Source organism: Actinoplanes sp. M2I2, assembly GCF_023544445.1.
GTDB lineage: Bacteria > Actinomycetota > Actinomycetes > Mycobacteriales > Micromonosporaceae > Actinoplanes.
Genome location: NZ_JALPVJ010000010.1, coordinates 245375 through 267201, shown reverse-complemented (window position 1 = coordinate 267201; position 21827 = coordinate 245375). Strand labels below are relative to the sequence as shown.

Genomic DNA, 21827 nt, shown 5'->3' with positions numbered 1-21827 from the left:
ACGCCGAACCGCGCCAGGCCGGAGAGGTCTGGCGCGGTGAAGGAGCGCGGTTTAGGACGAGGCGGCGGCCTTCGAGCTGCTTCCGGAACTCGAGGACGACGACGACGAGGACGACGACGACGAGGACGACGACGACGAAGAACTCGACGAGGGCGTCGTCGTGGACGCCGGGGTCGACGAGGACGAGGAAGAGTCGCTCGACGACGTGGTGGCGTCGGCCTTCTTGGTGGCGTCGCCGCTGCCGGGCTTCTCGGCGGCCACGTCGCCGGAGCGCGAGTCGTTCCGGTAGAAGCCCGAGCCCTTGAAGACGATGCCGACGGAGTTGAAGACCTTACGGAGCTTGCCGGCGCAGTCCGGGCACTCGGTCAGCGCCGGGTCGGAGAACGACTGCACGGCTTCGAGCTTCTGTCCGCACTCGGTGCAGGCGTACTGGTAGGTAGGCACGGCTCCTCCGGATCTGTCGGCTACTGGCACTCGCCAGCTCCGAGTGCCAAATATGCGCCATCGGAGGTCCTTTCGTCCACTCGGCCGCGCGGCTGAGTTCCGACGACCGGTCAGTCGGCGAAAACGGTCAGGCCGCCGCCGGGGGTGATCGCCGCGTGAACCGGGCGGTCGTGCGGCTCCGACGGCACCGAGTCGACCAGTTCTCCGTCGTGCAGCAGAGCCACCACCAGCGGTCCGCCCGTGGCCGGCAACCGCGAGAGCGCGCGGTCGTAGGAGCCGCCCCCGCGGCCCATCCGCAGACCGCGGCGGTCCACCGCGAGCGCCGGCACGAACACCAGCTCGGCGGTGGTGATGGCCGACGGCCCGAGCCGTGGTCCGCCGGGTTCCAGCAACCCGCGCGGGCCGGCGACCAAGGAGAGCCCGGCGCCGGAAGGCACCCCGGCGCCGGAAGGCACCCCCGAATCGGGTGGCAGTCCAGCGGCCGGTGAAGCGGGAGCCGCCCAGTCCAGGTCGCCATCGGGAAGCAGGACAGGCAGCAGAACGGTCAGCGCGTCGGACGTCAGCGCCTGAGCTTCGGCCGCGAGGGCGGCAACCAGCGAGGAACCGCCGGGCTCGGACCCGATCGGGACATACGCCGCGATGACCGAGGGGCTCCTCCGGCGTACGAGGGAAACGGTTTGGTCCCGGATTTGTGCGGCAGCGGCGGCTAGCTCGTTGGACGAGAGAGAGCGACGGGAAGTGAGGAGACGATTGCGGAGCGCGATCTTGGCAGCTCGAGATCGTTCCGCATCACGGGCTGAATCGGACATGCAACACCCCCTTTTGGAAAGCGGCAAACGGTGCACACTATGTCAGCATCGCTCCGAAGAGGGCCACAGCCGGGAGGATGCGTGACGCTACGTGGCCGGCTCACCACTGCATTCCTGGTGGTTGTGCTCGGTCCGGTCCTGCTCGGTTCCCTCTTCGTCGCCATCACGGTCGCCACGGTGAGCCGGGATCGGACCGCCGAGCGCCTCGACCATGCCGCGACGACGGTGCGGACCGGCGTGGCCGCGACCTGCCTCCAGCTCCAGGCCGCAGCCGACGCGGTGGCCGTGGTGCCCGCCGACGACCGGGCGGACGTGGCCGGCCAGCTCGTCGCCCGCGGCCTGGCCACCGACATCCGGATAGCCGAGACCGCCCCGGGGCCCGTCGGCGACACGACCACGGCCGACGACCGGCGGGACTGCGCGTCGCCGCCCGACGACGTTGTCAACGCTCCCACCAGCTCACTCGCCGCGCGGGCGGTCACCGGCGACCTCACCATCACCGCGGTCCGGTCGGTCGACGACGCCTTCCTGTCCCGGCTCCGGGCGGCCGGCGGCACCGATGTGACCTTCACCTCGACGGAACAGCCCGCGGGAGAACGCCGCCTTCTGCTCCCGCAAACCGGTCAGCCGCTCGCCCTCACGCTGACCGTGCCCCCGAGCACACCGTCCTTCCTGTACGTCGTGCTGCCGGCCGTGGTTCTCGTCGCCGCCCTGGTCGCCGTCCTGGTCGCGCGCTGGCTGGCCCGGTCCACCACCCGCCCGCTGGGTGACCTCGCGTGGGCCGCCGACCGGGTCGCCGACGGCGAGCTCGACACCCGCGTCCCGATCCCGCACCCCGACGAGCTGGGCCGGCTGGCCGCCACCTTCAACCGGATGACCCGCGAGCTGCAGGCCTACGTGCAGGCGCTGACCGCCAGCCGGGACCAGCTGCGCGGGCACCTGGCGATCCTCGGCGAGACCCTCTCCAGCACCCATGACCTGCAGCGCATCCTCCAGGTGATCCTGCGGACGGCCCTGGCCGCGACCGGCGCCCGGGCCGGCCTCGTGCTGCTGATCGACCGGCCCGCCGGCCAGTTGGTGGCCCAGTGCGGGATAGGGCTGGCCGGGCGCTGGGACGTCCCCGAGAGCGACCTGCCCCAGCAGCGCCTGCCGATCGGCGAGGGGGTGCTCGGCGCCGTGGCCGCGACCGGGGAGCCCCGTCGCGGCCGGGGTGGCATCGCCTCGGCCGAGCCGCCCTGCCGTACCTATGTGGCCGTGCCGATCTGCGCTCCGGGCGTGCCCGAGGAGCCCGGTGATCCGACGTTTCCCGAGACCCTGGGCGTGCTCGCCCTCTACGACCGGGTCGGCGGGGACACCTTCGACGACTCCGACCTGAGCACCCTGCGGACGTTCGCCGGTCAGGCCGGCGTCGCGGTGTCCAACGTGCGGTTGCACGAGGAGGCCCAGCGGCTCTCGCTGACCGATCCCCTGACCGGGCTGTGGAACTACCGCTATCTGCGCGAGTCGTTGCGCCGCGAGGTGGAGCGGGCCAGCCGCTTCGGGCGGATGCTCGCGGTGCTGGTGCTCGACCTCGACCACTTCAAGGACGTGAACGACACGTACGGGCACGCGGCCGGGGACGCGGTGCTCGGCGAGTTCGCCCGGCGCATCCGGATCGGGCTGCGCGAGGTCGACGTGGCGTTCCGCCAGGGTGGTGAGGAGTTCGTGGTGCTGTTGCCCGAGACCGACGCGTACGGCGGGGCGATCGTGGCCGAGCGTCTCGGCGCGGCGGTGCGTGACCGTCCGGTGACGGTCGAGGACGCCCAGATCCCGATCAGCGTGTCCATCGGAGTGGCGGTCTATCCGGAGCACGGCGAGAATTCACTGCAGGTGCTGGCGGCCGCCGACCGTGCCCTCTACGCCGCCAAGAAGGCCGGCCGGGACACGTACCGGTTGGCCGAACCGACCGATGTGACGAAGTCAGGGGTTTCACCAGGCGATCATGAAGGGGATTTCCATCCGGCGACGGCTGTGCCGAGCGCGCCACGACCGCCGCAACATAGGCGTGGCCGATAGTCTCGCGGCAGAGCACGGGCACGAATCAGCGAAGGTGCGGTGACCTTGATGACCTCGAACGCGCACGCGTCCGGGCGCCGGGCGGTGAAGGCCGTCATTCCGGCGGCCGGCCTGGCGACCCGGTTCCTGCCGGCGACCAAGGCCGTGCCCAAGGAGCTGCTGCCGATCGTAGACCGGCCCGTGCTGCAGTACGTCGTCGAGGAAGCCGCCGCCGCCGGCCTCACCGACGTGCTGCTGGTCACCGGGCGGGGCAAGACCTCGATGGTCGACCACTTCGACCGGCGCCCGGACGTCGAGGCCCGCCTCGAGAAGAAGGGCGACCTCGAGCGCCTCGCCGCCGTCCGGCGTACGAGCGAGCTCGCCGACATCTACACGGTCCGTCAGGGCGAGGCTTTGGGTCTCGGCCACGCGGTCGGCACCGCCGCCTCGCACGTCGGTGATCAGGCGTTCGCGGTGCTGCTGGGCGACGAGTTCCTCGAGGAGGACAAGCCGCTGCTGCCCGCGATGCTCGATCTCCAGGCCCGTACGGGTGGCATCGTGCTGGCCCTGGGCGAGGTCAAGCCCGAGGAGACATCGCGCTACGGGATCGCCTCGGTGACCCCGTCGGGCGAGGGTGACGACATCGTCGAGGTGAACGGCCTGGTCGAGAAGCCGGCCCCCGAGGAGGCGCCCAGCAACCTTGCCGTCCTCGGCCGCTACATCCTGCCGGGCAGCATCTTCGAGGCCATCGCCGACACCAGGCCGGGCAGCGGAGACGAGATCCAGTTGACCGACGCGATGGCGAAGCTGCTCGCCGACGGCGTCCCGGTGCACGCCATCGTCTACCGCGGCCACCGCTACGACACCGGCATGCCGCTGGGCTACCTGCAGACGGTCGTCATGCTGGCGGCCAAGCGCGACGACCTGGGCGAGGAGTTCCGGAGCTGGCTGGCCGAGTTCGTCGCCGGCGGTGCGAGGGGATGACGGCCACGGCCGATGCCGAGGCGGCCGCCAACGAGCTGAAGCCTCTCGCCGAGTACCTGGGCAGCGTGCTGCGCAGGTTGCGGGCGCTGCCTCCGCTCGACCTCGACCTGACCCAGGCGCACGGCAACGTGCTGGCCAACGACGTGCTCGCGCCGCACCCCTATCCGGCCTTCGACCAGGCCGCGATCGACGGATACGCGGCCCGCTGGGAAGACCTCTCCGGAGCCGGGCGGGTCGGCTCCCACCCGTCCTTCGGGCGGTTCGAGGGCGGGCCGCGACCGGTCCGGCTCAACGTCGTGGGTGACCTCGGCGCGGCCAGCTGGCGCCCGGTGCGGCTCACCCCGGGCACCTGCTTCTCGGTGGCCGCGGGCGCCCCGCTGCCGATCGGCGCCGACGTGGTCGTGCCCGTGCACTGGACCGACCAGGGCATGGCGGCGGTCGAGATCCTGCACGCGCCCAAGCGGGGTTCGGGCGTACGCCGGGCCGGTGACGAGGTCGCGGCCGGCCAGGTGCTGGCCCCGGCCGGGGCGTACGTGACACCGCCGATGGTGGCCACCTTCGCCGCCTCGGGCATCGGGCACGTCGTGGTGCGGCCCAGCCCGCGGGTGGTCGTCGTGGCCACCGGCGACGAGCTGGTCGACGTGGGCCGGCCCAGCCAGCCGGGGCAGGTGGTCGACGCCAACTCGCACGCGCTGACGGCCGCCGCGGTCGAGGCGGGCGCCCTGGCGTACCGGATCGGCATCTGTGACGACGACCCCGAGGGCCTGCGCGGGCTGCTCGAGGACCAGACCCTGCGGGCCGATCTGATCATCACCACCGGCGGTACGGGCACCGGCCCGGGCGACATGCTGCGGCGGGTGCTCTCCCGGCGTGACCCGGGGCGCGGCGTCGTCGAGTTCACCGATGTCGCGCTCTGCCCCGGCGCCACGCTCGGTTTCGGTACGGTCGGCGGTGAAGAGGTGCCGGTCGTGTGCCTGCCCGGCGAGCCCGGGGCCGCGCTGATCGGCTTCGAGGTGCTGGCCCGCCCGGTCATCCAGTTGCTGGCCGGGTCCGAGCCGGTCTTCCGGCCCAGCGTCAAGGCGCACCTGCTCGAGACGGTGTCCTCACCCGGTGGGCTGCGCGAGTTCCGGCCCGCCCACGTGGCCGAACGGCGTGGCGGCGGGCACACCGTGCAGCCGCTGGCCGGTGGGCCTTACACTCTTTCGGGCCTGGCCGAGGCCAACGGTCTGCTGGTGCTCGGCGAACGGGTCACCACGGCGGCCGCCGGCTCGACCGTCGACGTGCTGCTTCTCGACCGGAGGCGATGATGCTGGGGTCCACACCCGGGTGGCCCGCCGTGCTGGCGGACGGTCCGGTGGTGTTGCGGCCCTACAAACGCGGCGACGGCCGGTCCTGGTCCGAGGTGCGCATCGCCAACCGGGAGTGGCTCGCCCCCTGGGAGTCGGCCCCGCCCGGCCCGTGGTCCGAGATGAACTCCACCCGGGCCTACAGCTACGTCTACCAGGACATGCGCCGGTCGGCGCGGCGCGGCGAGAGCATGCCGTTCGCGGTCTGCCTGCGCGGGTCCGACGGCCGCGAGCGGCTCGTCGGCCACCTCAACCTGGGCAACATCGTCCGGCGGGCCTTCAGTTCGGCGTACGCCGGATACTGGGTCGACCATCGGGTCGCCGGTCAGGGCGTGATCCCCACCGCCCTGGCGCTCGCCGTCGACCACGCGTTCGGCCCCGGCGGCCTGCACCGCATCGAGGTCAACATCCGACCGGAGAACACGCCGTCCCGTCGCGTGGTCGAGAAGCTGGGTTTCCGCGAGGAGGCCTACCACCAGCGCTACATGCATATCGACGGCAACTGGCGCGATCATCTTGGATACGCCCTGACCAGCGAGGAGATCGCCGCCGAAGGCGGGCTGCTGGCCCGGTGGCGACGCGTACGGGCCTGACCCGGGTGTGCCGATTGATCCTTACTGCCCGACACGCCCGGCGCGTCGAGCATGTTTCCGCAGCTCGCGCCCGTAGCCTCGGGGAGATTGGGTCTTGCGGTCCGCCACCGTAGACGTGTAAAGCGGGCCGCCCGTAGCTGACGGGAGGGGTGAGGGTGCCGACCTCGGTGCTCCTCGCCGTCCTCGCCGCGGCCGGACTGCTCGCTCTCGCACCGGCGCTCGTTCGCCGGTACGACGCCACCGAGCGGCTCGCCGCGGAGCGGGCGTCGTCCACGGCGAGGGTGCTTCAGCGCCACCGCCGTCGGCGCACTGTGCCCGGACGCCGACCGATCAACCCCGGACGGCTGGTCACGGTTACGGTTCCGGCCACCCCGGAAAAACCTCAGCGCCGTCTGCGCCTGGTCACCCCCGGCCGCCGCCCGGCCCGCCGCGCCCCGCAACGGCGGCACACCCCCGCGGTCGTCCGCCGCCGCCGGGTCTTCGCGGCGCTGCTGCTGCTCAACATCATCGAGCTGGTCGGCGTGCTGGCCGTGGGCCCCGGCTTCTGGATCGGCTTCGCGGTCACCGGCATGCTGCTCGCCATCGACCTGGTGCACCTGCGCAACCGGGCCCTGGCCGACCGCAAGCGCCGCCGGATCGAGGCCCGCGAGGCCGCCTGGCTGGCCGCCCAGCAGGCCATGGTGCGGCGCGAACAGGCCCGGCGGGCGCACGACCGCCGCGAGAAGCAGAAGCAACTGGCCGCCCAGCGCGAGGCGGCCCGCCGGACGGCCATGGGCCTGGACCGCGAGGAGCCACCGGCCGCGGCGCCCTCGGTCTACTACCGCCGGACCGGCGGCCTGCGCGGCCGGGCGTACGAGGCGGGCGGCCGGCACCACACCGCGTAGGTGGGGTCGGTTCGCGGGTGTAGCGCCTGACCTGTTAGCCTTGCTGCGGTTCCCCGGACAGCTGTCCGAGGGCTGGTAAGGGGCTGTGGCGCAGTCTGGTAGCGCACCTCGTTCGCATCGAGGGGGTCTGGGGTTCAAATCCCCACAGCTCCACGAGTTCTGGTGCCTCGTGTCCGCGGAAAGCGCGGACCCGGGGCACTCGTCATATCTGCTCCGGGGCCGAGCCCCGGAAACCCCACGGTGTCGTGGTCAGCCCCGGTGTGGCAGTTACGGCCCCGCGGGCAGCACACAGGCGATCCCGGTGGTGTCTCGGCCTGGCGATGAACGCCCGGCCTGCTGGTGAGCGGTCGGCTCCGGGGGATCGAACGTCAACGTCAGAGTGCTGCGGTAGGCCGCGCCGGTGCCGGAGTGGGTGGACCGGTCGACGGGTTCCCGGTCGGCGGGCCAGAAGCGCACCGCGCGGTAGGCATAACCGTCCTGATCAGCCGGCTCCCATTCCAGCAATACCGGGTCACCGGGGGAGAAGGCGAACTCCCCGGCGGTCGCCGCCGTGCTGAAATGAGCCCAGCAACCGCCGGGGCACCTTGCCGATTCGATGACGCCCCAACCTTCGTCGCCGTTCCACGAACGGATCGTGCCGGGATCAGCCATGGGTGGATCCTGGCATGCCGACAGAGCCCCGGGCGGCAGTCGTCCGGGGACGCTCACCAGGCGGTCCAGCCTCCGTCGACGACGACGTTGGTGCCGGTGACGTAGCTCGAGCGCGGCGAGGCCAGGTAGAGCACCGTGGTCGCGATCTCGGCCGGGTCGCCGACGCGGCCCAGGGGCGTCTGCTGGGCCAGCCGGCCGAGCAGGGCGGGGTCGCCGCCCTCGCCGGGGAACGGGCCGGGGGTCACGCAGTTGACCCGGATGCCGGCCGGGCCCAGCTCCACCGCCGCGTACCGGGTGAGCTGCACCAGGCCGGCCTTGACGGCGCCGTAGTACGGCGGGTTGCCCGCCTCCGGCGTGTCGTACAGCTGCGGTTTGGGGCTGACCAGGCCGTACATCGAGGCGACGTTGATCATCGAGGGGGACCCGTCGGCGGCTGCGGCTGTCAGCAGGTCGCGGGTCGCGTCGAGCAGGCGCTGGAAGGCACCCAGCGCGAGGTCGGCGGCCTCCAGGTAGTCGGCCGTCCGGGACGTGCGCAGCGAGCCGCCCCGGCCCACGTGCGCGTTGTGCACCACCACGTCGACCCGGCCCTGCTCGTCGCGCAGCCGGGCGCCCAGGGCGGCGACGTCGTCGTCGGCGGTGACGTCGCAGCGGGCGGGCCGGGTGTGGTCGCCCAGCTTCGCGGCCAGCGCGTCGAGCCGGGCCTGGTCGCGGCCGACCAGGTAGGTGGTCGCCCCGGCGCCGGCCAGCGCCCCGGCCATCACCTGGCCGAGGCGGCCGGTCGCGCCGGTCACCACGGCGACCCGCCCGCGCAGGCCGAAGAGCTCGTCGGGGGTCATGCGTTCCACCGGCTCGGGTCGAGCAGCTCCACCGGCATCTCGGGCAGCTCGGCCAGCGCCTGCTCCCGTTCCGCCTCGGTGAGCGGCTTGCGGCTGATCAGGTCGGCGTTGCCGCGCAGCTGCTCCTCGGTCTCGGCCCCGACCACCAGCGAGGTGACCCAGGGCAGCGAGAGCAGGTAGGCCAGGCAGAGGTCCCGGCGGTCCTGGCGGCCGAACTCGGCGGCGAGCCGGTCGAGGGTCGCCACCACCGCGTCGCGCTCGGCGTCGGGCAGATGCGGCCACGTCACGCTGCTGCCCGCGGCGAGCAGGCCCTGCAGGTACGCGCTGCGCACGGTCACCACCAGGTCGGGGTGGTCCTCCGAGAAGTCCGGGAAGGCGGACAGCCAGCGCCGGTCGAGGATGTTGCACGGCAGCTGGACGTAGCCGAGATCGGGCAGCCGCAGCACCTGGCGGAGCTCGTCGGGTGACTGCACCGAGACGCCCACCCGGTCGGCCTCGCCGGTTTCCAGGCAGCGGCGCAGGTCGGACCAGCCGGCTGCGGCGTCGGCCGCGCGGTGCAGCAGGACCGTCAGCGGACCGGTGATGCCCAGGGCCTCGCGGCTGGCGGCGAGGCTCTCCCGCACCGGGGCGCCCGGGCCGATCTTGGTGATGACGGCCAGGTCGAGTCCGGGCAGCGCGGCGCCGACCCGTCGCTCGCTGTCGCCGTACGCCCGGGCAGTGTCGAGATGGGTGACCCCGAGCTCCTGGGCGGTGGTCAGCATGCGCGCCGTGGCACCGTCGTCCGGCACGCCGGTGCGGTTGGCTATCCCGTACGCCCCGCCGAGCTGAGCCGTGCCGAGCACCAGCGCCGACTGGCGATAGGCGCCCCGCGCCCGGACCGGGACAACCGGCCCCGCCTGGTCTTTCATCAGTCGTCCTCCGACGGCGTCGACGCCGTTAGTTGATGGTCGATCCGAACGGTACAATCGCTCGCCGTACGTTCCTTTGCGACGCCGACCGACCGTATCGCCCACCGCTGCGCTGTCTGGATGAGGGTATGCACCACGCCAACTACTACTACGGTCACGCCCATCTGCTTGCCCGTTACGCCCAGCTGGACGATTGGATGCACCCGCCGCGCATGCAGGGCTACCTGCAGCACGGGTGGAACATCGGCGACGGCCTGGCCCCCGGGGTGCCGTTCGTCGACGGCAGCCGGCTGCTGGTCTGGTCCGAGCAGGTGCGGCGCCGGGCGTGGTCGCAGGGCCGCCGCGACGTCATCGCGATCGGCTCGCCCTTCGCCTATCTCCTCGAGATGGACGAGACCCCGGTCGACGAGTCGCAGCGGGACGGCACGATCTTCTACCCCTTCCACGGTTGGGAGGGGCAGGAGGTGATGGGTGACCACCAGCGCCTCATCGACGAGATCAAGGCTCACGAGACCGGCCCGCTCACCGTCTGCCTGTACTGGAACGAGCACAAGGTCAAGGCGATCCGCCGGCTGTACGAGAAGGCCGGCTTCCGGGTGATCTGCCACGGCTACCGCGGCTTCTGGTGGCGTGACCACGACCGTGACTTCCTGGTGCGTCAGCTCGCCGAGCTGCGGCGGCACAAGCGCGTCGTGTCCAACCGCCTGTGCAGCGCGATCTGGTACGGCCTGCTGGCCGGGGCCCAGGGCGCGGTCTACGGCGACCCGATGGTGCTGGAGAACGCCGACCCGACGTTCGGCGGCGAGCCCCGGCTGCGGCGTCAGTGGCCCGAGGTGTACGGCTACGACCCCGACCCGGTGGCCGCGCGCAAGGTCGCCGAGACCGAGCTGGGCGCCGACATCCTCTGCACCCCGGAGGAGCTGCGCACCCACCTGGGCTGGCCGGTGGCGACCCAGCCGCTCAAGCAGTGGCGTCCGGCGGGCTCGCTGACCGCCTAGGCGGCTGTCCGAAAAGTCAGGACTGCTACTTTCGTGTGGTACCTCTGAAGCAGGCCTTCGGAGGTGCCCATGAAAGCTCCCCTGCCGGACAACGAAACCGACCGGCTCGCCGCCCTCTACTCCCTCGACATCCTCGACAGCGAACCCGAGCAGGACTTCGACGACATCGTCGCGCTGGCGTCGAACGTGTGCGGCACGCCCATGTCGCTGGTCACCCTGCTCGACACCGACCGGCAGTGGTTCAAGGCGCGGGTCGGCACGGAACAGACCGGAACCGGCCGGGACGTCTCATTCTGCTCGCACGCGATCCTCGGGAGCGACCTGATGGTCGTGCCGGACGCGACCAAGGACCAGCGGTTCGCCGACAACCCACTGGTCACCGGGCCCTTGGGCATCCGGTTCTACGCGGGCGCCCCGCTGGTCACGACCGACGGCTTCGCGCTGGGCACGCTGTGTGTGGTCGACGACCAGCCCCGCCGGCTCGACATCGAGCAGCTGCAGGCGCTGCGGGCGCTGGCCCGTCAGGTGACCTCGCAGATGGAGCTGCGCCGGCACGCGGTCGCGCTGGCCAACACCACGGCCCGGCTCCAGGAGCTCGAGCGGCGCAAGGACGACCTGGCCGGCCTCCTCGGCGGTGATCTCCGGGCCCCGCTGCGGCTGATCTCGGCGTACGTCGAACAGCTGGGCCGGACCGGCTCGCACGACGCCGCGATGGCCGATCTCGTGGGCCGGGCCACCGCCGGGCACATCCGCGGCGTCCTCGACCTGCTGCACCATCTGACCGGGATGGCCGAGGCCGGCTTCGGCGGCGAGAGCCTGCACATGCGTCAGATCGACCTCACCGGCATCACCCGGCGGGCGGTCGAGGCGGTCCGGCCGATCGCCGCGACCAAGCAGATCTGGATCCTCAACCAGGCCGGCGGTCCCGCGCTGCCGATCATCGCCGACCCGGTGCGGCTCGAGCAGGTGCTGACCCACCTGTTGTTCGCGGCGGTGAAGTACACGCCGCCCGGGGGCCGGGTCCGGGTCGGCACCGACCTCGAATCGGGCCCGGCCGTCCATCTCGACGACATGGACATGCCCGACGGCTTGCGTCCCGAGCTCTTCCCGCATCTGTACTACGGCGCGATCGCCAACCCGGCGAACGTGGTCGGGCCCGACCGCGGGCTCGCCGTGGCCAAGAAGATCCTGGACGCGCATCACGCGACCGTGGCGCTGTCGGACCGGCCCGGCGACGGCACCTCGCTGCACGTGGTGTTCCCGTCGGCCACCCCCGACCCGGCCACCCTGCTCGACGAGCTGATCACGACCTAGGTTCTGTTCAGGACGGGCACATCGGCCCGGGCCCCGCTCGGCTGCAGTTCGAGCGGGGCCCGGGCCGACGCATTACCCGGTGTAGACCGGGCCGGAGCCGCCACCCGGGGGCGAGCCGGCTGACGGAAGGTCCTCGGGGCCGAAGTCGGCGTGTTCCCGCACGGTCTGGGTCGGCACCGCGGGACGGGCGACCGCGCGGCCGGCCGCCGGGTGCGACTCGGGACGGCCCTGGCCCAGCGTCGACGGCCAGGTGTCCACGACCGGCGCGACCAGCTGCTGGGGTGGTGGCGGCACCGCGCCGGCCCGCGCGCCCAGGCCGGCCCGGTGCAGCTTGTGCCAGCGCAACCGGCCACCGGTCAGGGCGGTGGTCGCCGACTGCATCAGCACCAGATACATCAGCTGGCGGTACGCGAACTGCTGCAACGGCAACCGCCACAGCGGCTTGAGCGATTCCCGGTCGAAGCGGAACGCCACCGCCGCGGTGAACAGCTGCAGGGCGAGCATGCCGAGCCAGGCGACCACGGTCTCCTCGAGCTCCCAGAAGACCAGGCCGTAGACGAGCATGATGTCGACGACCGGGGCGAGCATCGGCAGGGCCACGCCGAACAGAGCCAGGAACGGCAGGCCGACCCGGCCGAAGCGCCCGGACGGACCCTTGTCGAACAGCGCCCGGCGGTGCTTCCACATCGCCTGCATGGTGCCGTAGCTCCAGCGGTAGCGCTGACGGTAGAGCTGCTCGAGGGTGGCCGGAGCCTCGGTCCAGGCCTTCGCGTCCTCGGCGTACACGACCTTCCAGCCCGCCCGCAGCATCGCCATCGTGACGTCGGTGTCCTCGGCCAGCGTCTCGTCGCTGATCCCGCCCACCTGGGCCAGTGCCTCGCGGCGGAACGCGCCGATCGCCCCGGGCACCGTCGGCATGATGCCGAGCACCTCGTAGAGGCGGCGGTCCAGGTTGAAGCCGATCACGTATTCGATGTGCTGCCAGGCGGCGACCATCTTCTCCCGGTTGCCGACCTTGACGTTGCCGGCGATCGCGCCGACCGCCGGATCGGCGAACGGCTGGACCAGCTTGGTGATCGAGTCGGGTTCGAAGATCGTGTCGCCGTCCACGGTCACGATCAGGTCGTGCCGGGCCAGAGCGATGCCGGTGTTCAGCGCGTTCGACTTGCCGCCGTTGGGCACGCGCACCACCCGGACGTTGGGCAGCCGCATCTGCTCCACGAGCAGGGCCGTGCCGTCGGTGGAGCCGTCGTCGACGACCACGACCTCGATGTGCGGATAGTCGCCGCCGGCCAGCGAGCGCACCGCGGCTTCGATGCCCTCCTTCTCGTTGTAGGCGGGCACGATCACCGACACCGGCTCGGTCACCGGGCGTCCCCAGCTCCAGCCGGGCTTGCGGCGCTGCCGGGTGTGCCGGGTGGCGAGGAGCAGCAACAGCGCCGTACGCCCGATGGTCAGCGCCCCGACGACCAGGAACAGGACGGCGATGACCCAGACCAGCCCGTCGGCCAGGCGGACGGTCCAGACCACCGCGCTGCCGCGCCAGACGTCGCTGGTGGCCGCGTCCGGGTTCTCCGGCAGGTTGGGTACGGGTCTGGCGTTCACCGCGGCGGCGTTGCTCTGCTCGATCGTGCGGTTCAGGCCCTCGGTGACCGTCGTGAACGTGTAGCCGCGCGCCTGCATGGCCGGGATGAACCGCCGGAGGGCGTCGATGGTCTGCCGGCGGTCACCGCCGGCGTCGTGGAACAGGATGACGGCCGAGGTGTCGCCGGGCGGGGTGGCGTTGCGCACGATCCGTTCGGCTCCGGGGCGCTGCCAGTCCTGGCTGTCCGTGTCGTTGACGACCACCAGGTAGCCCTGCCGGCCCGCGTCCTTGATGATCTTCCAGTTCTCGTCGTCGATCGCGTCGTTCTTCGACGAGTACGGGAAACGGGCCAGGTTGGTGTGCACGCCGGTGGCGCGGGCGATCGCGACCTGGGTCTGGGACAGCTCGAGGTTGCGCCGCCAGGGCGCGATGCGCTGCAGGTTGGCGTGGGTGAACGTGTGCAGGCCGAGCTCGTTGCCGTCGTCGGTGATCCGCTTGGTCAGCTCGGGGTGCCGCGAGACCTCGGACCCCACCACGAAGAACGTGCCGTGCGCGTCGTACTCCTTGAGCACGTCGAGGATGCGTGGCGTCCACACCGGATCGGGGCCGTCGTCGAAGGTCAGCGCGATGGTCTTGGGAGGCATCCGGCTGGTGCTCTCCTGGCCGCCGGTCGTGTTGATGACCGGGCCGCCGTTGAGGATCTCGTCGGGGACGGTGGCGTTGTCGCCGACCTCGGATTCGACGTGGTCGCCCTTGAACTCCGCGTTGACGTACGCCTGCACCACCAGGACAGCGACGAAGACGACCAGGAGCAGCGTGCCGAGCAGCACCCGGGGCCGGGGGAGCAGACGCCGGCGCACCGGTCCGCGGCCCCGGGGAGGCTTGCGGACCGGCATCGGCGGCGGCGTGTTGGGCGCCGGGGCCTGGTGGGCGGGGACGTGGGAGGTCACGGAAGCACCTTGGAGGTCAGGTCCTGGGCACGGGAGACGACCAGGTCGGTCGCCTGGAGGGTGGTCGCGACGGGGGCCGGTCGCGCGGGGGCGGGGTCGTCGTCGCCGGAGTTCGTGGTCCGGTCGGCGCCGCCCGAGGAGGCATTCCGGCCGTCCGCGTCCGAGCCGCCGTTCGTGGAGCTGCCGGTGCTGGAGCTGCCGGTGCTGGAGCTGCCGGCCGACCCTCCGCTGCCGGCCGACCCGCTGGTGCCGTTGCCGCCGGACGTCGTACCGGCGCCGCCCGAGCCGCCCGAGCCGCCCGAGCCGCCCGAGCCGCCCGAGCCGCCCCCGGACGAGCCGGAGCCCGAGCCGGTCGGGCTCGGGCTCGTCGGGTCGTCGACGCCGGTTCCTCCACCGGTTCCGCCGGTGCCGCCACCGCCCGTGCCGGGCGGTGCCGGCGGGACCGGGACGGGCACGGTCGGCGGCTCGGTGGTCGGGCTCGTCGGCGGGGTCCCGACCGGCGGAACGATGACCGGCGGATCCGTCGGCTTGGTGGTCACGGTGGCCGACTCGGGCTTCTTGGGCGGCGTGGCCGACTTGGTCTTGGTCGGCGACGCCGACGGGCTCGGCGTCCTGGTCGCCGTCGGCGTCCGGGTCGACTCCAGCCGCGGCGCCGGCGGGCGCGCGGTGGTGCGCCGCGGCAGAGCCTCCGCCACGTAGAGCGCCCGCGCGGCCTGCGTCGGGCTGGGCGACGGTGACGCCGACGGTGGGGGGCTGGGCTTGGCGGCCGGCTTCTCCTCGGGCTCGAGCCCGGGCAGCGGCAGCACGGCGCTGGAACGGACCGGTCCACCGGCGAGGCTGACGCTGATCAGTCCGCCGTAGAGCATGACCAGCACGCCGAAGGCGTACGCGATCCGCCGGAGGAACCGGCTGCGGCGCCCGGTGCTGTCCACGAACACCGGGGCGGGCATCTCGACAGAGATCACCTCGGTCTCGGACACGTCGGTCGCTACGAAATGCGGGTTTTCTGGCTCCTGCGTTGTCACGCAGCGAGCTTAAAAAGATAAATGGCGATCTTGGGCATGCTCACTCCGGCGAGTGACGGATGATCGTTACCCGGATTTCAGCCGAAATGATGAGGCTTCGCGTTTGACCAGATGGTGGGTCGTATGTGCCACGACCGACGTCATTCCTCTGAGCTGCGGGGGAATGGTGGAAGGCGAAAGGTTACGCCAATTTTCTAAATGTTTTCCTGTCGTATTGGTGACAGTGAAAGAGGCGAAATGGCGAAGCTTCTTCACGGCCCTAATTGCGACTCTTAAGGATAATACACGGTTATGTCCGAATTGTTCATGTGAGCATGGTCGAAATTTGAAAGTTCTCCCAGCTGCCCGTTGTATCCGCCCTCAGAGGTGGCTAAGCTTCACCTTGCGCGCCCCTATCGCCCGCTTCCCCCGTGGCAGGCGATCGGGGCGCGCCCTTATCTTTTCAGCCCTCGCTCCGCACTCCGTTGCGGCGGGGGCTGCGCTGTTGATGGGCTCGGCGCGGGTGGTGCGGCTCAGCGCGGGCTCGGCCCGCTCCCCGGCGCGGCCTGAGGCGCGTTCGAGAAGTGAAGCCGAGCCGCACCTCGACCCCGCTCCTCGAACCCGTCTCAGATCCAGCGCCCGCCCAGCCACATGCGGTTCGACCAGCTTTCGTACGGGATGACCTGGCCCACGAAAATAGGGTAAAAATACGCGAAACAGGCGGCCACCAGCACGATGTAGGCAGCGGCCACCACCGTGCCTATCAACTGGCGGTCCGACCGTGACGAGCCCTGCCGGATGCCGCCGGGGGGAGTCATGAGGGCGCCCAGCACGTAGACGACGGCCAGGATCAGGAACGGCAGGGCCGGCAGGGCGTAGAACGAGAACATCGTGCGGCCGTCCTTGACCGCGTAGTAGAACCACGGCAGCAGCCCGGCGACCGCGGGCACCAGGATCGCCCACGCGCGCCAGTCGCGGCGGGACAGGCCGAACCACACCAGTCCGGCCAGCGCGGGCAGGAACGACCACCACAGGATCGGCGTGCCGAGCAACAGGATCTCGCGGGCGCAGCTGGGCGCGCCGCAGCTGCCGTTGGTGTTCCAGTAGAACGCGACCGGCCGGCCCAGCAGCAGCCACTGCCACGGCCAGGACTGATAGATGTGCCGCTCGGTCAGGCCGCTGTGGAAGCGGTAGGCCTCGTGGTGGTAGTGCCACAGGTTGAGCAGCGGCCCGATGACCGGCGGCTCGCTGAGCCCGTTGGCCTCGCGGTCGTGCCGGAACCAGCCGGTGTCGGTGACGAACCAGCCGGTCCACGTGGCCAGGTAGATGCCGAACGTGATCGCGAAGCTGAGGAACAGCCAGCCGATATCGCCCACGGCGCCGGCCAGGAACGGGCCACGCACCCCGGCCGAGCGGCGCGCCTGCGCCCGCCAGACGATGACCAGGGCGGCCAGGAACGGCGCGAAGAACAGCGCGCTCCACTTGACCCCGCAGGCCAGGCCGAACGTCGCGCCGGCGACCAGCAGCCACCACGGCACGATGCGCGGCACCGCGGCGGTCTTGTCGGGATCGAAGCCGTTCTCGAGCGCTCGCAGCCACTGCCGCCGGTAGTGGTCGCGGTCGAGCACCAGCGCGGCGAACGTGGCGAGGATGAAGGTGCCCAGGAAGATGTCGAGCAACGAGGTGCGCGAGAGCACCAGCTGGAAGCCGTCGAGCGTCATCAGCAGGCCCGCGATCCCGGCCAGCAGCACCGAGTGGAACAGCCGGTAGGTGACCCGGATCAGGATCAGGATCATCGCGGTGCCGGCGATCGCGGCCGAGAAGCGCCAGCCCAGCTCGGTGTTGCCGAACAGCAGCTCACCCAGCGCGATCAGCCATTTGCCCAGCGGCGGGTGCACCACGTAGGCCGCGCTGTTGGACTTCTCGTCCCACTCGACGCCGTGCTGCAGCATGTCCCACGCGTCGGTCGGGTAGTACACCTCGTCGAAGATGTACCCCTTCGGGTTGCTGATCCCGTTGAGCCGCAGGATCGCCGCGATCGTCACGATGACGGCGGTGACCAGCCACGAGTGCGGGTTGAGCCAGTTGTCCAGCGTGCTGAGCCGCCGCCGGACGATGTCGGGGACGCCACGGACGCCCCCGGGCTCGGCCGCCGGGGGCGGATCCGGGGTGAGCTGAGTCTCCGTCGCGGGCGCCGTAGTCACTCCGCGATCGTAGGGCGTGCGGCCCGGAGGTGACGCCTGCCGTCACCGCCCCCGGTCGTGTGATGGACTTTCGCCGTGGACGCGACAGAGAAAGGCCGGGTCGTTCTGCTCGGCGCCCCGCTGGGCAACATCGGCGACGCCTCGGTCCGGCTGCGCGAGGTGCTGTCCACCGCCGACGTGATCGCCGCCGAGGACACCCGCCGCCTGGCCCGGCTCACCCGGGACCTGGGCGTGACGGTCACCGGCCGGGTCGTCTCCTATTTCGAGGGCAACGACGAACGGCGTACCCCCGAGCTGGTCGAGGCGCTGGCCGGTGGCGCGGTGGTCGCGGTGGTGACCGACGGCGGCATGCCGAGCGTCTCCGATCCGGGATATCGCCTGGTGCGGGCGGCCCTGGACGCCGGCTATCCGGTCACCGCCGCGCCCGGCCCGAGCGCCGTGACGACCGCGCTCGCGCTCTCCGGGCTGCCCAGCGACCGCTTCGTCTTCGAGGGCTTCCTCCCCCGTACGGGATCGAACCGCCGCACCCGCCTGCGGGAACTGGCCACCGAGCCGCGCACCCTGGTCTTCTTCGAGGCGCCGCACCGCATCGCCGGCATGCTGGCCGACCTGGCCGCCACCTTCGGCGACGAGCGGGCCGCCGCGGTCTGCCGGGAGCTGACCAAGACGTACGAGGAGATCCGGCGCGGCACCGCGGCCGAGCTCGCGGACTGGGCCGTCCGCGAGGAACCCCGCGGCGAGATCACCGTGGTCGTGGCCGGCGCCCCGCAGCGGGCGGCCGAGCGTCCCCCGGACGACGACCTGCGGGCCGCGGTGGCCGAGCGCGAGGCGGCCGGACTGTCACGGCGCGACGCGATCCAGGCGGTCGCCGACGAGTACGGGATCCGTAAGCGCGAGGTGTACGCGCTGGTGCACGGTCAGTAGGCCGCGGCCAGGAACCCGGCCAGCAGCGCCAGCGGGCCGGCCAGGCTCAGCAGCACCGCCACCCGCCGGGCCCGGGCCGTCTCGAGCCGCCGCGCCTTGGTGACCCCCGAGATGGCGTAGCCGCAGAGCAGCACGAGCGCGAAACCGAGCATCCAGCGCAGCTGCAGCAGCGGGCCGGTCCCGGCGACGTACGCCCGCAGGCTGTCCGGGTTGACCATCCGGGCCGGGGTGACCGCGCCGGGCTGCCGCGCCGATCCCTCGACGCCCAGCAGCCGCACCTGCGTCATCGTGTAGGTGCCGCCGGCGTCGGTGAACTGGCCCGCGCAGCGCTGCGTGACGCCGTCGCCGATGCAGCGCGTCGTGGTGGCGTACCCCTGATCGCCGTGACCGACCGCGAGCCAGAACGGTTCGGCGCTCACCCAGGCGAAGAACGCCGCGACCAGGCCGAGCGCCACCAGCGACAGCTGGGCCGACACGGGCCGGCCGCTGGGCCGGCGCGCGGCCCGGCCCTTCCCGCGGTGGCGGGGCCGGTTGAGCGTGGGCGCCGGGGCGGCGGGCTCCTCGCCCGGCGGCACCTCGATCGTGTCGTCGGCCGGGTCGCGCCAGAACGAGGAGTTCTCGAGCCGTTCGAGGCGGGCGTCGGTGACCGGCGAGCCGGTCGCGGGGGGCAGCGGCTCGGTGGGCAGCGGCTCGGTGGGCAGCGGCTCGGTGGAACGGGGGACGGAGGAGCCGCCCTGGCGGGGCCGCGCGGGCATCGGACGGTCCAGCGGCACGGTCGGGCGGTGGTGCAGGCTCGGTTCGGGCAGCACCATCACGTCGTCCGGCGGCGGCGTCACCGTGGCCTTGGGGATCGCCGTGGTCTTGGGAATCTCCGTGGTCTTGGGGATCGCTGTGGTCTTCGGGAAGGGCGCGTCGAGGGGCTTGGCGACGTACCCGGCGGGCGGCCGCAACGGGTTGTAGCGGTGCGGGTCGGGCTGGTCATGGTCGCGTTCGACCGCGGCCGGCTCGGCGAGGACGGGGGCCGCCGGCCGGGCCGGGGCCGTCCCCGTGGTCGCGGCAGCGGGCGTGGCGAGTTGTCCGGCCACGTCCTCGGCGCCGGCCGCGTGGGCCTCGGCCGCCTCGCCGGTGCGGGGCACCGCCGCGGGTGGCAGCAGCACGCCGGTGCCGCCCGCGGGCTGGTCAGCCGGGCGCGCGGACGTGCGGCCGGGCTGAGCGGGTCGCGGGCCGGACGAGCGGTCGGTCTCGCCGCGCCACCAGGACGCGTCGGGATCGGCGAGCGACCACGGGTCACTTTCGCCGCGAGGCGTTTCCCCAGGTTGTGGCGTGTCTCCGAGCACGGCTCCATTGGACTACGCGGCCAGGCCCCGATCGTGTTTTGAACGGGGCGTGTCGTGATAAATAGGGATCTCGCGGAGGGCAGAACGAATCCGTTCGCTCGCCGGCCCGGCCGCTCACTACTCTTGGTACCCATGAGTCACGTTCTCGCCGCGGTCGCCTGGCCCTACGCCAACGGCCCGCGCCACATCGGTCATGTCTCCGGCTTCGGAGTGCCCTCCGACGTTTTCAGCCGGTACATGCGCATGGCCGGTCACGACGTGCTCATGGTCTCGGGCACCGACGAGCACGGCACCCCGGTCCAGGTGCAGGCGGACGCCGACGGGGTGACCGCGCGCGAGCTCGCCGACCGCTACAACCGGGTGATCGTGGAGGACCTGCACGGTCTGGGCCTGAGCTACGACCTGTTCACCCGCACCACCACGCGCAACCACTACGCCGTGGTGCAGGAGCTGTTCACCGCGCTGGAGCGCAACGGCTACATCGTCAAGCGCGTCACGCTGGGCGCGCGCTCGCCGTCGACCGGGCGCACGCTGCCCGACCGCTACATCGAGGGCACCTGCCCGATCTGCGGCTACGAGAGCGCCCGCGGCGACCAGTGCGACAACTGCGGCAACCAGCTCGACCCCGAGCAGCTCATCAACCCACGCTCCAAAATCAACGGAGAGACCCCGGAGTTCGTCGAGACCGAGCACTTCTTCCTCGACCTGCCCGCCTTCGCCGAGGCCATCGGCAACTGGCTCGACCAGCGCGAGAACTGGCGCCCCAACGTGCTCAAGTTCTCCCGCAACCTGCTCGACGACCTGCAGCCCCGGGCGATCACCCGCGACCTCGAGTGGGGGGTGCCGATCCCGATCGACGGCTGGCGCGAGCGCAACGACAAGCGCATCTACGTCTGGTTCGACGCGGTGATCGGCTACCTGTCGGCGTCGATCGAGTGGGCCCGCCGCTCCGGCGACCCCGAGGCCTGGCGCCGGTGGTGGTCGGCCGACGCGCAGGGCAAGGACGCGCTCGGCTACTACTTCATGGGCAAGGACAACATCGTCTTCCACTCGGTGATCTGGCCGGCGGTGCTGCTGGGCTACTCCGGCGAGGGCGACAAGGGCGGCGAGCCGGGCGAGCTGGGCCGGCTCAACCTGCCCACCGAGGTGGTCTCGAGCGAGTACCTGACGATGGAGGGCAAGAAGTTCTCCTCGTCGCGCCGGGTCGTCATCTATGTGCGCGACTTCCTGGAGCGCTACGACGCCGACGCGCTGCGGTACTTCATCGCGGCCGCGGGCCCCGAGTCCAACGACACCGACTTCACCTGGGCCGAGTTCGTCCGGCGCAACAACGACGAGCTGGTCGCCGGCTGGGGCAACCTGGTCAACCGGTCGATCTCGATGGCCGCCAAGAACTTCGGCGCCATCCCGTCGCCCGGCGAGCTCACCGCCGAGGACGAGGCTCTGCTCGCGGTCGCGCGGGCCGGCTTCACCACGGTCGGCGAGCTGATCGGCAAGCACCGGCAGAAGGCCGCGATCGGCGAGGCGATGCGGGTGGTCGCCGAGGCCAACAAATACCTGTCCGACCAGGCTCCGTGGAAGCTCAAGTCCGATGAGGACAAGCCTCGTCAGGGCACGGTCCTCGCGGTCGCGCTCCAGGTCGTCAGCGACGCCAACACCTTGCTGACGCCGTTCCTGCCGCACTCCGCGCAGAAGGTCTTCGAGCTGCTCGGCGGTACGGGCGTGCACGCGCCGATGCCGCGTATCGAGCAGGTCGACGACCTCGACGGCGGCCCGTCCTATCCCGTGCTCACCGGTGACTACACGACCGGCGCGCGCTGGAAGTCGGTGCCGCTGGTGGCCGGCACGCCGCTGGCCGCCCCGAAACCGGTCTTCCGCAAGCTCGATTCCTCGGTCATCGAGGAGGAGCTGGCCCGCCTAGCAGGGTGACCTGGTCCTTCCTGAGGTCTGTCCGCGCCGAAGGTGCGGACAGACCTCATTCATTTATGGGATTGATTCCCGTAACGATGATCAGGTAGCGTC

Annotated in this window: 18 protein-coding genes and 1 tRNA gene; 10 read left to right on the top strand and 9 right to left on the bottom strand. The window is 71.8% G+C overall.

Annotated elements, in window-relative coordinates:
- Positions 1-51 precede the first annotated feature (51 nt).
- Positions 52-444: an FmdB family zinc ribbon protein gene (locus HJC40_RS22380; RefSeq protein ID WP_250003283.1), complete on the bottom strand. Its 393-nt coding sequence runs from the start codon at positions 442-444 to the stop codon at positions 52-54.
- A gap of 110 nt (positions 445-554) precedes the next feature.
- On the bottom strand, positions 555-1253 hold the full coding sequence (locus HJC40_RS22375) for a 5-formyltetrahydrofolate cyclo-ligase (protein WP_250003449.1): 699 nt from the start codon (positions 1251-1253) through the stop codon (positions 555-557).
- Positions 1254-1334: 81 nt separating this feature from the next.
- Here HJC40_RS22375 and HJC40_RS22370 point away from each other — a divergent pair, with 81 nt between their 5' ends.
- From HJC40_RS22370 to HJC40_RS22345, 6 genes are all read left to right on the top strand, one after another.
- Positions 1335-3308 carry a diguanylate cyclase gene (locus HJC40_RS22370; RefSeq protein WP_250003281.1) on the top strand — a complete coding sequence of 658 codons (1974 nt, stop codon included), beginning with the start codon at positions 1335-1337 and terminating at the stop codon, positions 3306-3308.
- 48 nt (positions 3309-3356) lie between these two features.
- A complete protein-coding gene (locus HJC40_RS22365; RefSeq protein ID WP_250003279.1) occupies positions 3357-4271 on the top strand; it encodes a UTP--glucose-1-phosphate uridylyltransferase in 915 nt (304 codons plus the stop codon).
- Positions 4268-5578, top strand: a complete 1311-nt coding sequence (gene glp, locus HJC40_RS22360; RefSeq protein ID WP_250003277.1) for a gephyrin-like molybdotransferase Glp — start codon at positions 4268-4270, stop codon at positions 5576-5578. The genes HJC40_RS22365 and glp overlap by 4 nt, the downstream gene beginning before the upstream one ends.
- Positions 5575-6210, top strand: coding sequence for a GNAT family N-acetyltransferase (locus tag HJC40_RS22355; protein ID WP_250003275.1), 636 nt, complete (start codon positions 5575-5577; stop codon positions 6208-6210). Before glp ends, HJC40_RS22355 begins: the two co-directional genes overlap by 4 nt.
- A gap of 155 nt (positions 6211-6365) precedes the next feature.
- Entirely contained in the window at positions 6366-7094 is a 729-nt protein-coding gene (locus HJC40_RS22350; RefSeq protein WP_250003273.1) for a hypothetical protein, read from the top strand.
- Between the two features lie 79 nt (positions 7095-7173).
- Positions 7174-7247 (top strand) — tRNA-Ala (locus HJC40_RS22345).
- A 114-nt stretch (positions 7248-7361) separates the two neighbouring features.
- Here the strand turns inward: HJC40_RS22345 and HJC40_RS22340 are convergent.
- From HJC40_RS22340 to HJC40_RS22330, 3 genes are read right to left on the bottom strand one after another with little or no spacing between them, the layout of a single operon-like run.
- Positions 7362-7745: a cold shock domain-containing protein gene (locus HJC40_RS22340; RefSeq protein WP_250003271.1), complete on the bottom strand. Its 384-nt coding sequence runs from the start codon at positions 7743-7745 to the stop codon at positions 7362-7364.
- Between the two features lie 53 nt (positions 7746-7798).
- Positions 7799-8581, bottom strand: coding sequence for an SDR family NAD(P)-dependent oxidoreductase (locus tag HJC40_RS22335; protein WP_250003269.1), 783 nt, complete (start codon positions 8579-8581; stop codon positions 7799-7801).
- Positions 8578-9489 carry an aldo/keto reductase gene (locus HJC40_RS22330; RefSeq protein WP_250003268.1) on the bottom strand — a complete coding sequence of 304 codons (912 nt, stop codon included), beginning with the start codon at positions 9487-9489 and terminating at the stop codon, positions 8578-8580. Before HJC40_RS22330 ends, HJC40_RS22335 begins: the two co-directional genes overlap by 4 nt.
- Positions 9490-9617: 128 nt before the next feature.
- Between HJC40_RS22330 and HJC40_RS22325 the strand changes: the two genes are divergently transcribed.
- On the top strand, positions 9618-10487 hold the full coding sequence (locus HJC40_RS22325; RefSeq protein WP_250003266.1) for a hypothetical protein: 870 nt from the start codon (positions 9618-9620) through the stop codon (positions 10485-10487).
- Positions 10488-10556: 69 nt separating this feature from the next.
- Positions 10557-11801, top strand: a complete 1245-nt coding sequence (locus HJC40_RS22320; protein ID WP_250003264.1) for a GAF domain-containing sensor histidine kinase — start codon at positions 10557-10559, stop codon at positions 11799-11801.
- A 72-nt stretch (positions 11802-11873) separates the two neighbouring features.
- Here the strand turns inward: HJC40_RS22320 and HJC40_RS22315 are convergent, their stop codons facing one another.
- The 3 genes from HJC40_RS22315 to HJC40_RS22305 all read right to left on the bottom strand — a co-directional run bounded on the left by HJC40_RS22315 (position 11874) and on the right by HJC40_RS22305 (position 17544).
- Positions 11874-14282 carry a bifunctional polysaccharide deacetylase/glycosyltransferase family 2 protein gene (locus HJC40_RS22315; RefSeq protein ID WP_250003448.1) on the bottom strand — a complete coding sequence of 803 codons (2409 nt, stop codon included), beginning with the start codon at positions 14280-14282 and terminating at the stop codon, positions 11874-11876.
- A gap of 50 nt (positions 14283-14332) precedes the next feature.
- Positions 14333-15361, bottom strand: a complete 1029-nt coding sequence (locus tag HJC40_RS22310; RefSeq protein ID WP_250003262.1) for a hypothetical protein — start codon at positions 15359-15361, stop codon at positions 14333-14335.
- Positions 15362-15966: 605 nt separating this feature from the next.
- A complete protein-coding gene (locus tag HJC40_RS22305; protein ID WP_250003260.1) occupies positions 15967-17544 on the bottom strand; it encodes a phospholipid carrier-dependent glycosyltransferase in 1578 nt (525 codons plus the stop codon).
- Between the two features lie 75 nt (positions 17545-17619).
- Between HJC40_RS22305 and rsmI the strand changes: the two genes are divergently transcribed.
- Positions 17620-18468: a 16S rRNA (cytidine(1402)-2'-O)-methyltransferase gene (gene rsmI, locus HJC40_RS22300; protein WP_250003259.1), complete on the top strand. Its 849-nt coding sequence runs from the start codon at positions 17620-17622 to the stop codon at positions 18466-18468.
- Here the strand turns inward: rsmI and HJC40_RS22295 are convergent.
- A complete protein-coding gene (locus HJC40_RS22295) occupies positions 18462-19805 on the bottom strand; it encodes a hypothetical protein (protein WP_250003257.1) in 1344 nt (447 codons plus the stop codon). The two genes, rsmI and HJC40_RS22295, sit on opposite strands and share 7 nt — an antisense overlap.
- A 132-nt stretch (positions 19806-19937) precedes the next feature.
- Here HJC40_RS22295 and metG point away from each other — a divergent pair, with 132 nt between their 5' ends.
- Positions 19938-21734, top strand: coding sequence for a methionine--tRNA ligase (gene metG / locus HJC40_RS22290; RefSeq protein WP_250003256.1), 1797 nt, complete (start codon positions 19938-19940; stop codon positions 21732-21734).
- Positions 21735-21827 lie beyond the last annotated feature (93 nt).